Annotated in this window: 10 protein-coding genes; 5 read left to right on the forward strand and 5 right to left on the reverse strand. The window is 70.3% G+C overall.

The genetic code is table 11. From position 1 onward, the window contains the following. Nucleotides 1–13: 13 nt before the first annotated feature. The 3 genes from DEIPH_RS00075 to DEIPH_RS00085 form a co-directional block, all read right to left on the reverse strand. On the reverse strand, nt 14–2,254 hold the full coding sequence (locus tag DEIPH_RS00075) for an ATP-dependent Clp protease ATP-binding subunit (protein ID WP_034351905.1): 2,241 nt from the start codon (nt 2,252–2,254) through the stop codon (nt 14–16). A 151-nt stretch (nt 2,255–2,405) separates the two neighbouring features. Beyond that, entirely contained in the window at nt 2,406–3,734 is a 1,329-nt protein-coding gene (locus DEIPH_RS00080; protein WP_235183124.1) for a S41 family peptidase, read from the reverse strand. A gap of 44 nt (nt 3,735–3,778) precedes the next feature. After that, complete coding sequence (locus DEIPH_RS00085; protein ID WP_034351906.1) at nt 3,779–4,531, reverse strand: fumarylacetoacetate hydrolase family protein; 753 nt, start codon at nt 4,529–4,531, stop codon at nt 3,779–3,781. A gap of 23 nt (nt 4,532–4,554) precedes the next feature. Between DEIPH_RS00085 and DEIPH_RS00090 the strand changes: the two genes are divergently transcribed. Both DEIPH_RS00090 and DEIPH_RS00095 read left to right on the forward strand, forming a co-directional pair. Next, nucleotides 4,555–5,172: an NUDIX hydrolase gene (locus DEIPH_RS00090; RefSeq protein WP_034351907.1), complete on the forward strand. Its 618-nt coding sequence runs from the start codon at nt 4,555–4,557 to the stop codon at nt 5,170–5,172. 25 nt (nt 5,173–5,197) lie between these two features. Next, nucleotides 5,198–6,661 (forward strand): class-III pyridoxal-phosphate-dependent aminotransferase, encoded by a 1,464-nt coding sequence (locus tag DEIPH_RS00095; RefSeq protein WP_034351908.1) that lies wholly within the window; start codon nt 5,198–5,200, stop codon nt 6,659–6,661. Between the two features lie 208 nt (nt 6,662–6,869). On the opposite strand, the gene DEIPH_RS00100 is transcribed toward DEIPH_RS00095, so the two are convergent. Together DEIPH_RS00100 and DEIPH_RS00105 are read right to left on the reverse strand one after the other, a co-directional pair. Continuing rightward, nucleotides 6,870–7,376: a hypothetical protein gene (locus DEIPH_RS00100; protein ID WP_034351909.1), complete on the reverse strand. Its 507-nt coding sequence runs from the start codon at nt 7,374–7,376 to the stop codon at nt 6,870–6,872. 35 nt (nt 7,377–7,411) lie between these two features. Next, nucleotides 7,412–8,632, reverse strand: a complete 1,221-nt coding sequence (locus DEIPH_RS00105) for a hypothetical protein (protein ID WP_034351910.1) — start codon at nt 8,630–8,632, stop codon at nt 7,412–7,414. Between the two features lie 161 nt (nt 8,633–8,793). On the opposite strand from DEIPH_RS00105, the gene DEIPH_RS00110 reads away from it, so the two are divergent. The 3 genes from DEIPH_RS00110 (at nt 8,794) to DEIPH_RS18520 (ending at nt 11,972) form a co-directional block, all read left to right on the forward strand. Continuing rightward, nucleotides 8,794–10,146 (forward strand): acyl-CoA dehydrogenase family protein, encoded by a 1,353-nt coding sequence (locus DEIPH_RS00110; protein WP_034351912.1) that lies wholly within the window; start codon nt 8,794–8,796, stop codon nt 10,144–10,146. Between the two features lie 191 nt (nt 10,147–10,337). Continuing rightward, complete coding sequence (locus DEIPH_RS00115; RefSeq protein ID WP_034351914.1) at nt 10,338–11,276, forward strand: hypothetical protein; 939 nt, start codon at nt 10,338–10,340, stop codon at nt 11,274–11,276. A gap of 66 nt (nt 11,277–11,342) precedes the next feature. Continuing rightward, nucleotides 11,343–11,972 (forward strand): alpha/beta fold hydrolase, encoded by a 630-nt coding sequence (locus DEIPH_RS18520; protein WP_235183125.1) that lies wholly within the window; start codon nt 11,343–11,345, stop codon nt 11,970–11,972. Nucleotides 11,973–12,008 lie beyond the last annotated feature (36 nt).

A 12,008-nucleotide genomic window follows, 5' to 3' on the forward strand; every position in this document is an offset into this window, starting at 1 on the left:
GCTGGCCCTTCCGTCAGGCCAGAATCTGGGGCGGCGCCGCCTTGCCCCGCTCGAACTGGATGCCGTCGGTACCCAGCACCACGCGCAGTTCCTCGCCCGCATTCCCGATCAGTTCGAGGGCCAGCGGGTCCTCGATTTCCTCGCGGACCAGGGTGCGGAGCTGGCGGGAACTGCCGACGGCGTGCTTGGGGCTGCGGGCCTTGAGCTTGCCCACCAGCCAGGCGGCGATGGCCGGGTCGAAGGTCACGTTCAGCTCGCGGCTGGCGAGTTCTTCCCGCATCTCGCCCATCAGTTGCTGGGCCACCCGCACCAGTTCGTCCTCGCCCAGCGGACGGAAGCGGATCACGTCGTCGAGGCGGTCGAGGAACTCGGGCGTGAAGATGTGCCTCAGCGGCGTGTTGCTGTCCTGCGTGACCGGGCTGAAGCCCACCGTCGGGTTCACGTTGAAACCCGTGTTGCTGGTCATGATGATGATGGTGCGGCGGAAGTCCACCGTGCGGCCCAGCCCGTCGGTCAGGCGGCCGTCGTCCAGCACCTGGAGGAAGGTGTTGTACACGTCCGGGTGCGCCTTCTCGATCTCGTCGAGCAGGATCACCGAGAAGGGCTGACGGCGCACCGCCTCGGTCAGGCGGCCGCCCTGCTCGAAGCCCACGTAGCCGGGAGGCGATCCGATCAGCTTGGAGATGGAGTGCGATTCCTGAAACTCGCTCATGTCCACCCGGATGAGGCTGCGCTCCGAGCCGAACAGCGTGCGGGCCAGCGCCTTGGCGAGGTGGGTCTTGCCCACGCCGCTGGGGCCGACGAACAGGAAGCTGGCGGCGACGCGGGTGCGTCCGCCCAGGCCCACGCGCGCGCGGCGCAGGGCACTGGACAGCGCCTTGATCGCTTCGGGCTGGCCGTACACCTGATCGGTGAGCTGGTCTTCAAGGTCACTGAGCTGCGCCGCCGATTCCTCGGAGTAGATGCCGCCCATCGAGTTGATGACGCTCTCGATGTCCTCGCGGGTCACGAACGGCTCGCCGTCCTCGTTCTCGGCGACGGGCAGGCCTACGCTCATGTTCAGGCGCACGCGGCTAGCGGCCTCGTCGATCAGGTCGATGGCCTTGTCCGGGAAGTTGCGGCCCGGCAGGGAACGCTCACCGATACGAACCGCCAGTTCGAGCGCCTGATCCGGAATCTGCACGCCGTGGTGTTCCTCGTAGCGGGGACGCAGGCCGCGCAGAATCTGGAGCGTCTCGGCGGGGCTGGGTTCCAGCACGATCACCGGCTGGAAGCGGCGTTCCAGGGCGGCGTCCTTTTCGATGTAGCGGTGGTATTCGCCGGTCGTGGTGGCGCCGATCACCTGAATCTCGCCGCGTGAGAGGGCAGGCTTGAGGATGTTCGCCGCGTCCAGCGTGCCTTCCGCGCCGCCCGCCCCGACCAGGGTGTGCAGCTCGTCGATAAAGGCCATCACCTTCGCGTTGCGGAGTTCCTCGATAATCTGGCGCAGGCGTTCCTCGAACTCGCCCCGGTACTTGGTCCCGGCCACCACGCCCGAGAGGTCAAGGCTGACCAGACGCACACCGTGCAGGTTGGGCGGCGTGCGCTTCTCGTGGATGGCGAGCGCGAGGCCCTCCACGATGGCGGTCTTGCCCACACCGGGGTCCCCGATCAGGACGGGGTTGTTCTTGGTGCGCCGCGTGAGAATCTGGGTGACGCGGCGGATTTCCTCGCTGCGGCCAATCACCGGGTCGAGCTTGCCCTCGCGGGCCTGCTTGGTGAGGTCGCGGCCGTACTCGTCGAGGAAGGGCGTGGCGACCGGCTTGGCGGCCTTGCCCCCGGCGCTGCCGTCGCCCTGGGCCAGCACGCGCCAGCGGATGGTGTCCACATCCTTCGTGAGTTCTTGCAGGATGCGGAAGGCCACCCCGTCCCCCTCGCGGATGATGCCGAGGAGGATGTGCTCGGTGGAGGTGACCTGCGCGCCCAGGCTGCGGGCCTCGGCGGAGGCGAGTTCCATCACGCGGCGGGCGCGGGGGGTGATGGAGGGGGCGTCGTTGAGGCGGTTGCCCTCGCCCCGGCCGATGATTTCCTCGACGCGGCGGCGCAGCCCGTCGAGCGAGGCCCCGAACTCGGTCAGGATGGTGGCGGCGGTCCCGCCCTCGCGCATCAGGCCGAGCAGCAGGTGTTCGGGGCCGACCATAGCGTGCCCGAGGCGGTTGCCCTCCTCACGGGCGTAGTGGAACACGAGGCGGGCGCGGTCGTCGTATCTGTTCATGGGCTACCCCCTGTGTCGAGCGGGCTGGGGCGGTGCTGATTGGGGCTGGGCGGACTGCACCGCGCCTGGGCGCAGCGCGTGGGAAAGCGGATGTGGATGCTTCATTGAGTCTAGTCTACCGGTGGGTTCCCGTGTGGTACGCCGTTCAGCGTTACCTTCTGCCCACATTCAGGCTAGCGTCCTGGACCCGGCCCGCGTCTGTCTGCCCCGCTTCCTTTTGCAGGTCCGGTGCGGGTGAGGCGAGGGCCGACAGCGCCGCTTCCAACGTGGTGTCGCGGCCTTCAGCAGTCAGGACAGCGATATCGGTGGGGGCCGCCACATCCGGCGTCTGGAAGGCGGGCAGCGGGTCGCCCGCGTCGGTGTAGGCGCGCAGCACCGTGACCGACAGCACGCCCCCGTCCGGCATCGCCTCGAAGATCACGCCGCTGTTGCCCACGCCGCGCGTCTTCTCTCCCACCACGACGGCTCCGGCCTTGTGGGCGTAGTACGTGAACACTTCCGCGCAGGAGGCGGTGTCCTGGCCGACCAGCACGGCCAGCGGGCCACGCCACAGGCCCCAGTCGGGCCGGGCGGCGCGGGCCAGAAAGGCGAACACCTCCTCGCCCCGCAGACCCGCGTAGGTGTAGTTCCAGCCCTGCCCCCGCGTCCGGTACAGCACCGGCGCAAAGCTGCTGGCGGCGGCAATGCACTGGTTCAGGCTGCCGCCGCCGTTGTAGCGCAGGTCCACGACGAGTGCCCGCGCGCCTGCGGCCTGAGCCTCGCCCAGGCGCCTGAGGAACAGCCCGGCGCTGTCGCTGGCGAGGAAGGTCGGGTAATCGATGACGGCGGTCTTGCCGTCCGGCCCGGCCCAGCTCAGCGTGGGTTCGTCGCGGGCCTGGAGCCGGGCGGTGGGAAGGGTCACTTCCCGGTCGGGGCTGCCGGCGCGGCGCAGGGTCACGCGCAGGGGCGCGCCCGCACGTTCCAGGCGAATGAATTCGTTCGGGCCGACCGGGAGGTTCTTTCCCCCGGTGTCCTTCCCGGCGGCCTCACCGTTCACTCCGGTCAGCAGGTCGAAGCGGCGCACGCCCGCCCCTGCGGCGGGGCTGCCCGGCATGACCGACACGACCAGCAGGCCGCCCGCCGCCCGCACCACCCGCGCGCCCGTGCGGTTCACGGCGCGGTTCTGCGTGACCTCGGCCAGGCGCTCGGCCCCCTCCGCGTCGCGGATGTTGGTGTGGGCGTCGCCCAGTTCGCTCAGCAGGTCACCCAGCACGGCGCGGCCCGTCGCGTAGTCGCAGGCGTCCCCCTGGGGCGCGCACTTGTCCGCCAGAACGGACGCGTACTTCACGCCCAGACCCACGCGGTCCACGGTGGACCAGCCGTAATACTCGCTCTGGACGGCGCGGGTGGCGGCCTCAAAGAGGTCGGTGGCCGGACTCGCCCCCACCGGGAGGGCGGCGAACAACGCGAGAGCCAGGGCCAGGGCACGGCGGGTGGGCACGCCTCAGGCTAGCGCGTGCGGGCCGGGGGACACCGTGGGCCGGGCTAGCCGATCTGCGTGGTCAGCGTGCCGATTCCCCCCACCTCCACCTCGACCGTGTCGCCCCGGTGCAGCGCGCCGACGCCCTCCGGCGTGCCGGTCAGCACCACGTCGCCGGGTTCGAGCGTCACGTACCGGGTGATGTAGGTCAGAATCTGCACCACGTCGAAGATCATGTGGCTGGTGCGCCCGTCCTGACGCGTCTCGCCGTTCACGCGGGTCCGGACCCGCAGGTCGGTGGGATCGAGGTCGGTTTCCAGCCAGGGGCCGAGCGGGCAGAAGCGGTCGGCGGCCTTGGCCCGGAACCACTGGAGGTCCGTCTTCTGGAGGTCGCGGGCCGTCAGGTCGAGGCCGCAGGTGTAGCCCAAGACGGCACTCAACGCCATGTCGGGCTTGAGGGCGCTGGCCCGCTGCCCGATCACCAGTGCGAGTTCGCCCTCGAAATGGAAGTTCTCCGTCCAGTCGGGGAACAGCACGGTCCCGCCGGGTTCGGCCAGCGCATTCGGCCCTTTCAGGAAAATGCCGGGTTCGCCCGGCAGCCCCGCCGTGTCGTTGCCCAGTTCGCGGATGTGGTCGAGGTAGTTACGCCCTACGCACACGATCTTGGTCGGCTCGGCGGGGGCGAGCAGGGCCGCCCCGGAGAGCGCCAGCGTCTCCCCCGTCCGCTCGCCGGTCATGCCGCGCGTGAGGTGAATGGTGTCCCCCTCGATCTGCCCCCAGCGGGGCGCTGCTTCATGCTGAATCCTGACGAGACGCATGGGGGGAGGATATACGCTTCCGTATGCCGACCCTTCCCCAGCTCCGCGAACTCCAGTCCATCGCCCAGGCGGGCCTCACCTACACCCGCGATCCCTACGACCGCGAACGCTATGAGCGGCTGCTGGTCCTGACGGCCGAGCTGCTGGCCGGGGAAACGGGGCAGGCGGCGGGCGAGGTGCACGCGCAGCTGCGGGCCGAGCGCGGCTACCTGACGCCCAAGGTGGACGTGCGGGCCGTGGTGCTGAACGCGGCGGGCGAGGTGCTGCTGACCCGCGAGCGGCAGGACGGCTGCTGGAGCCTGCCGGGCGGCTGGGCCGACCCCGGCGACAGCCCGCGCGAGGTGGCCGTGCGGGAAGTGCGCGAGGAGACGGGGCGGGAAGTGCGCGGGGCGCGCCTGCTGGCCCTGCTCGACAAGGACAAGCATGGGCACCCGCCGGACCTCTGGGCCGTCTACAAGCTGTTCGTGGCCTGCGAGCTGACCAGGGACGCGGCCCACCCCGCCAACACCGAAACGCTGGAAAGTGGCTGGTTTCACCCGGATGCCCTGCCGCCCCTCAGCCTGGGCCGCAACCTCCCCGGGCAGGTGCGGCGCATGGTGGAGCTGAGCGGGCATCCCGAACTGGGGGTGGACCTCGACTGACCGGGCGGCCGCTAGACTGCCCCGCATGACTGCTTCTCTCCCGCCCGGCTTCATTCGCGCGCAGGACGTGCTGGACGAACGGCTCAGCCCCGCCGAGACGAGGACACTCGACATGCGCTACGGCAACGAGGAGTTGCTGTTCGGCCTCGACCTGCTGGGGCTGGCCGGGCCGTTTTCCCGCGTCACGCCCTGGGAACTGGAAGACGAGCGGGGCGTGCGGCGCATCAACGCCTCGGGCTACGCGGCGGTGCCTTTCGGGGAGATGCCCCCGGTCCTGACCGGGTTCCTGCGCGAGTTCCTGCAAAAGAACCGGGCGATGAGCCTGCCGCAGCAGTCCAGCTCGCCCTGGCGCGCGGCGCTGGAGGCCAATCTGGTGCGGCTGCTGGCGCGGGAGCTGCCCGATCATGCCGACTCGCAGGTCTTCTTCTGCTCCAGCGGTACCGAGGCCATCGAGGGGGCGCTGAAGTTCGCCAAGGCTTGGCGGCCCCGCGCCAAGTTCTATATCTCCTTTTCCAGCGGCTACCACGGCAAGACGCTGGGCAGCCTGAGCCTCACGCCCAACCCCGAGTATCAGGACGTGTTCCGCCCGCTGGTGCCGGGGGCGCTGACCAGCCCTTACGGTGATCTGGACGCGCTGACCCGGCTGATCCGGCGGCTGGGGCCGGACAACGTGGTGGCGGTGGTCGTCGAGCCGATCCAGGGCGAGGGCGGCGTGAATATCCCCCCGCCCGGCTTTCTGCGCGGCGCGGGCGACCTGTGCCGTAAGCACGGCATCGTCTGCATCGCGGACGAGATCCAGACCGGGCTGGGCCGCACCGGGCACTGGTTCGAGTCGGCGGCGCAGGGGCTGGACGCCGACATCATCACGCTCGCCAAGCCGCTGGGCGGCGGGATGACGGCGGTCGGCGCGACCATCGTCCGGCACGCCATCTACAAGAAGATGCTGGGCGGCCTGAGCAGCAAGCGGCACTCCAACACCTTCGGCGGCAACGCGCTGGCGATGGCGGTCGGCCTGAAATCGCTGGAATACCTGATCGAAGCCGACCTGCCCGCCCGCAGCGCCCGCCTCGGCGCCGTGGGGCTGGAGCGGCTGCGGGCCGTCCAGCGGCAATACCCCCGCCTGCTTGAGGACGTGCGCGGCCAGGGCCTGCTGCTCGCCCTGCAATTCAAACCGATGGTGGGGGTGCCCCTGCCCGGCGTGCTGAAGGAACTGGTCTTCGAGGCGACCGCCATCCTGGCCCTGCGCGAACTCCACGAGGCGGGCGTGATGGCGAACCTCAGCCTGAGCAGCAAGCGCACCGTGCGCCTCACCCCCGCTCTCGACATGCCGGAAGACCTGTTCGGCACGATGTTCGGCCGGGTGGACGCCTTCGCCCGGCGCAACCCCGCCTCCCGGTATCTGCTCACGAACACGCCGCCCGCGACCACGGCCCGGCTGGCGAAGTTCGCGGCCAGCAAGCCCAAGAAGCGGACGGAGAGCGACGGGTAATACCGACTTGCTCTGATTCCAGAACATCCGGGCACAACACCGGATGTTCTTCCACCGCCGCCAGCCGGTCTTCTCTTATTCTCGCTGTCTTGGGCAGAACGGACGCCCTTGAGGACGCCTGCCCGCTCCGCTCGGGTTCGTCTTCGACTCACCTTAAGTTTGTATAAGAGGGGGCGTGGGCCTGTAGAACGAGCCTTGCCCGAAGCCCCTACGCCAGCCCGCACGCCCGCTGCACCAGCAGATGCACCTCGTCGCGGCCCAGGCGGCGGGACTGGAGGGGCAGGCCGGTGGGCAGGTCCGAGAGGCCACGCACCAGGGGGGCGTACTTGAACTCGGGCCGGGCGATCAGGTCACGGGCCGCCGTGAAGGCCAGCACGAAATCGAGGCGCAGCTCGAAGTGGGCATTCAGTTCGGTGCGCAGCGGGTCCGCGTCACCCGCCAGCAGGGCCAGCAGGGCGGGGTGCGTCTCGAAGCCGTCCTCCAGGGCCTGGGTCACGCGGCCCAGGTCGAGGAGCAGGGCCGCGCCGGGCAGGGCATAACCGCTCACGCGGCGGCGGCACAGTTCGGGCGGGTCGCCACGCGGTACCCGGACCTCCCGTCCGGCGCGCTCGGCACTGGCAAGGTAGGTCCAGAAGCGCCCCAGACCGCTGTACCGCCCGAGTTCCACGTATCCGGCGGGCCGCGTGGGCAGGGGGCGGGTGGGCCGGGGGTTCACGGGACCATGCTAGAGCGTCAGCCTGTCCCCAGGCATTACTCGTGGGGCGGGGGCTGGTCGGGGTCGCAGTAGTCGATGGTGGCCGCACGGAAGTCGCCCAGAACGACCTCGCGCTTGAAGGGATAGCCGAGCCGCACGCCCTCCGCCGCGCACTCCAGCGTGAAGCGCTTTCCCCGGGGAACCGGCGTATCCCCGATCACCAGGGGCCGCCGCGCCTCGTAGATCGCGCAGTAGGGCGTGCAGAAATAAAAGCCCACCGGCTGACCGTCGGGCCGCAGGGCCACGGCGGCGCCCCCGCTGGACAGGGCACGCCGCAGATCGTCCCAGAGGGCCACGCTGGCCGCCGGCTCAGGGTCGAGCGCCCACATCTCCTCGATCACGCGCCGGGCATCCGGGTTGCGGCGCAACGAGGCGACGCTGTGCGGGGCCGTCATCGCCCAGGGATCGAAGCCCTTCTCGCCCGGCAGCGGGGTGCGCGGCAAGCGGTTCTGGCCCGGCTCGCCGCGCGCCGCCCCGCGTCCGGCGTCCGTCAGCAGCGCGGGATAGCTGATCAGTTGCCCGACCCGGTACAGCCCCTCCAGCGCGCGCTTGGCGTGATCCTCGATCTGTTCGTGCAGGGCCGGCGAGGCCCCCGGCGTGTACATACCCGAGACGTAGGCCGCCTGGGACAGCACCTCCGCGAACTGGCCGCGCAGGCGGGCCAGCCGGGCGGCGTCGGCCTCGGGCGCGGCGCGCTCCAGCTGGTGCATCGCGGCCTCGGCGTGCAGGCGCAGGGCGTCCAGGGCGGCAATCATGGCGTCGAGGTGTGGCCGGGGGCAGGGTTCGACCGGCGACCATTCCGGCAGGCGGGCCGGGAGCGTGCCCGGCGGCAATTCGAACTCCGGGTCGTGCGCGGCCTGGCTCGCGTGGCCCAGCCAGCGCTGCACTTCCGTGTAGTACCCCTGCACCTGGGCGAAGGTGACGGGCGGCAGGAACCCTGCCGTGGCGGGGTCGGCGGCCTCGTCCGCCTCCAGCATCTTGTCCCCCAGCGTTTGCAGCGCGAAGGCGTTCCAGGCGCAGGCCAGTTCCAGGCCCACATGACGCTTGACGGCAAAAGGACTCTGGCCGCTGAGGGTCAGGTCGAAGCGGCGGCGCTCGGCGGCGTCGAGCAGGGGATGAACCTGCGCCCCCGCCCGGCGGTAGGCATAGAGCGTCTGCGCCTCCTGCTCACCACGTGTAAAGGCCCGCAACCTCGCCCAGACTCCCGGAGTTTCCATATGCCGCACAGTACGCCGCGGCCCGCCGCCGCGTTCCCTCACCTGCCGCGCGGCAGTCCGATCCCCCGCCACGGTGCCCGGGCCAAACGCTGAACATTGGGTAAAGGCCGGGTGGGTGACGGCTCGCAGTGCCATTTTCTTGCACCGGGTACAACGGGGCCATGACATCCTCCTCGAAATTGCCTATGGAGTGGCTGGCACAACTGGACCTGGAGGCCCTGGGTCGCCTGAGTCAGAAAGTGGACCTGCCCGCGCTGCTGGGGGCCGCCTCGCGCATGAGTGACGGGGACCTCAGGCAGCTCTCGCGGATGCTGGCCGGGGGCGGGCCGACGCGGGCGCTGCCCGAGCCGAACGGCGACTTCTACGGGCAGCTGGGCGACCTGACGCCAGAGCAGCAAGCGGTCCGGACGGCGGTGCGCGGCTTCATGGCGGCGCAGGTCGCGCCGATCATGAACGACTACTGGAGCCGCGACGAGTTCCCCCGGCAACTGCTCCCGGAGCTGCGAAAACTCGACCTGCTGCGCCGCGTCTGGAACGAGGACGGCACCCGCAAGCCCGACGCGACGGTCATGGAAGGGCTGATCACGCTGGAAGCCTGCCGGGTGGACGTGTCGACCGCCGTGTTCTTCGGCGTCCACGCGGGCCTGGCCTTCGCGTCCATCGCGCTGGGCGGCAGTGACGCGCAGAAGGCCGAATGGCTGCCGAAGATGCTGGACCTGGAGGCGGTCGGGGCCTTCGGCCTGACCGAACCCGAAGGCGGCTCGCAGGTCAGCCAGGGGATGCGGACCACCTGCCGGCGCGACGGCGACGCCTGGGTGCTGAACGGCGAGAAGAAGTGGATCGGCAACTCGACTTTCAGCGACTTCACGGTGATCTGGGCGCGCGATGTGGACAGCGGCGAGGTGCGGGGCTTCATCGTGCGGGCCGGGACGCCCGGCTACCGCGTGCGGAAGATCGAGGGCAAGATCGCGTTGCGGATGGTGGAAAACGGGCAGATCACCCTGGAGGATTGCCGGGTGCCCGACTCCGACCGTCTTCAGGAGGTGCGTGGCTGGCGCACGACCGCCGAGGTGCTGCGCCTCACGCGGGCGGGCGTGGCGTGGCAGGGGGTGGGCTGCGCGCTGGGGGCCTACGAGCTGGCCCTGAAGTATGCCCAGACCCGCGAGCAGTTCGGCAAACCCATCGGCAGCTTTCAGCTGATCCAGAACCACCTCGTGCACATGCTGGGCAACGTGACGGGCGCGCTCGCGCTGTGCCTGCGCCTCTCGCATATGGCCGACGCGGGCCAGATGCGCGACGAACACGCCGCCCTGGCCAAGGTGGTCACGGCGGCGCGCTGCCGCGAAACCGTGGCGCTGGCCCGCGAGACCTTCGGCGGCAACGGCATCTTGCTGGAATACGGCGTCGCCAAGCACTTCGCGGACACGGAAGCGATCTATTCCTACGAGGGCACCAACGAGATCAACACCCTGGTCGTGGGCCGGGCGATCACGGGCCTCAGCGCCTTCGTGTAGCGCCCGGATGCAGCGGTTTTGTGAGCGGCGTGTTAAGCGTCAGGGCGGCGCACGGAAAGGCAGAGCCGTTTAGGGTGGACATCAAGAAGCCTCCTGACTTGAGAGGGGGCCGGATGGGGACCGCGACTCTTCCGCCGCGAAGAGGCCCCGGTGCAGCGCAACAAGCCATCACCACGGAATAAGGAGAAACTATGACATTGAACACCGATATGCTTTCCCGCCGCCTGAGCTGGCGCGGCGTTCTGGCCGGCCTGGTGATGGGCCTGGTCAGCACCCTAACGGTCGTGGCGCTCGGCCTGGTCATCACGGCCCTGACCGGCATCACCCTGACGGGCACCGGCATCCAGGCCGTGATCTGGGCCGCCATCGCGGCGCTGGTCGGGGCGTACCTGGCCGGACTGACCGCCGTGCGGGCCAGCGCCCCCGCGACCCTCAACACCGACGGCATCGCGGCCATGACCCACGACGACGCCACCCTGACCGGGCTGGTGACCGGCGGCCTGCTGGTGCTGCTGACGACGATGTTTCTCTACAACACCGCGAGTACCCTGGTCGGCACGGCCACCAACGCCGTGGGGACCGTGGCCAGCACCGCCGCCGCTGCGGGAACGGCCGCCGGGGTCGGGGCCGCGCAGAACGGCGGCGTGCAGGACTTCGTGAGCGGGATCAACGAACAGGACGTGGTGGACCTGATCGCCCAGAACAGCCCCAGCCTGAACCAGACGCAGGTGCAGGCCGCCGCCAACGTGGTGACGGGCATCTTCCGCCGCGCGCAGTATGACCTGGGCAACCAGAATCTGACGAACATCACCGACTTTGCCAGCGCCCGCGTGACCGCGATCCAGAACGCCCTGACCGGCCAGGAGTTCGTGACCCGCCTGGAGCGCCAGGGGCTGTCCAACGCCCAGGCCCAGGAAGTCCGCACGGTGATTTCCAACGAGGTGAACCGTCTCCAGAAGCAGGCGCAGGACCTCGCCAACACCGTCGAGCAGAACGCCCGCATTGCCGCCCGCAATACGGGCCTGGGCTGGCTGCTGACCGCCGGGCTGACGCTGCTGCTCTGCGTGATGGGTGCCCGCAGCGCCTCCACGCACCGCGCCATCTCCGCGCTGCCCACCGAGCGCCGCTGATCCCCGCCGCGACCCTGGCCGCCCCCCTCACCGGGGGCGGCGCTTTTTTGCCCCTATGCTGGGGCCATGCGCCGCCCATCCCACTTCCGCACGGCCCTGGTCGTGGTGCTGGCGTTTCTGGCGGGCGGGGCGGTGGGCCGGCTCAGCCCGCTGGTGCTGCGGCCACCCCTGGTGCTGGGCCAGGACGCGGCCCCGCCCGGCGTGGACGCGGCGGCCCGGTCCTGGCTGGAGCGGGAGCCGCAACCCTTCATCGATATCCGGCCCCGGAACGGCATGGCGGACATTCTCCTGATCCTGTACCCCGGCGGCCTGGTGCGGCCACAGGCGTACGAGTGGCTGGGGAAGGCCCTGGCCGCGAGGGGCGTGCAGACGGTGATTCCGGTCTTTCCCCTCGATCTGGCTGTTCTCGGCGCGAACCGGGCAGAGGGTCTGATCGCCCGCTTCGGGCCGGGCAAGCGGGTGGTGATCGCGGGGCACTCGCTGGGCGGCGTGATGGCCGCGCAGTACGCGGCCCGGCATCCGGCGCAGCTCTCGGGCCTGATCCTGCTGGCGGCCTATCCCGCCGAGAATGTGGACCTGCGCGCGGCGGGCTGGACCGTCTGCCCCCGGACACCACCCTCACGGTCCTGCCCGGTGCCGTCCATGCCTTTTTCGGGCGGTATGGCCCGCAAAGGGACGACGGTCAGCCGACCGTGACGCGCGGGGAAACCGAGAGGCAGATCGTCCGCGCCG

The organism is Deinococcus phoenicis (assembly GCF_000599865.1).
In the GTDB taxonomy this organism is placed as follows: Bacteria; Deinococcota; Deinococci; order Deinococcales; family Deinococcaceae; genus Deinococcus; species Deinococcus phoenicis.

What these genes read in the sequence shown, in the direction of transcription:
- DEIPH_RS00095 (WP_034351908.1), top strand. Translation starts at nt 5,198, where the DNA reads ATGACTGCTTCTCTCCCGCCCGGCTTCATTCGCGCGCAGGACGTGCTG.
- DEIPH_RS00085 (WP_034351906.1), bottom strand. Translation starts at nt 4,531, where the DNA reads ATGCGTCTCGTCAGGATTCAGCATGAAGCAGCGCCCCGCTGGGGGCAG.
- DEIPH_RS00105 (WP_034351910.1), bottom strand. Translation starts at nt 8,632, where the DNA reads ATGGAAACTCCGGGAGTCTGGGCGAGGTTGCGGGCCTTTACACGTGGT.
- DEIPH_RS00090 (WP_034351907.1), top strand. Translation starts at nt 4,555, where the DNA reads ATGCCGACCCTTCCCCAGCTCCGCGAACTCCAGTCCATCGCCCAGGCG.
- DEIPH_RS00110 (WP_034351912.1), top strand. Translation starts at nt 8,794, where the DNA reads ATGACATCCTCCTCGAAATTGCCTATGGAGTGGCTGGCACAACTGGAC.
- DEIPH_RS00075 (WP_034351905.1), bottom strand. Translation starts at nt 2,254, where the DNA reads ATGAACAGATACGACGACCGCGCCCGCCTCGTGTTCCACTACGCCCGT.
- DEIPH_RS00115 (WP_034351914.1), top strand. Translation starts at nt 10,338, where the DNA reads ATGACATTGAACACCGATATGCTTTCCCGCCGCCTGAGCTGGCGCGGC.
- DEIPH_RS18520 (WP_235183125.1), top strand. Translation starts at nt 11,343, where the DNA reads ATGCGCCGCCCATCCCACTTCCGCACGGCCCTGGTCGTGGTGCTGGCG.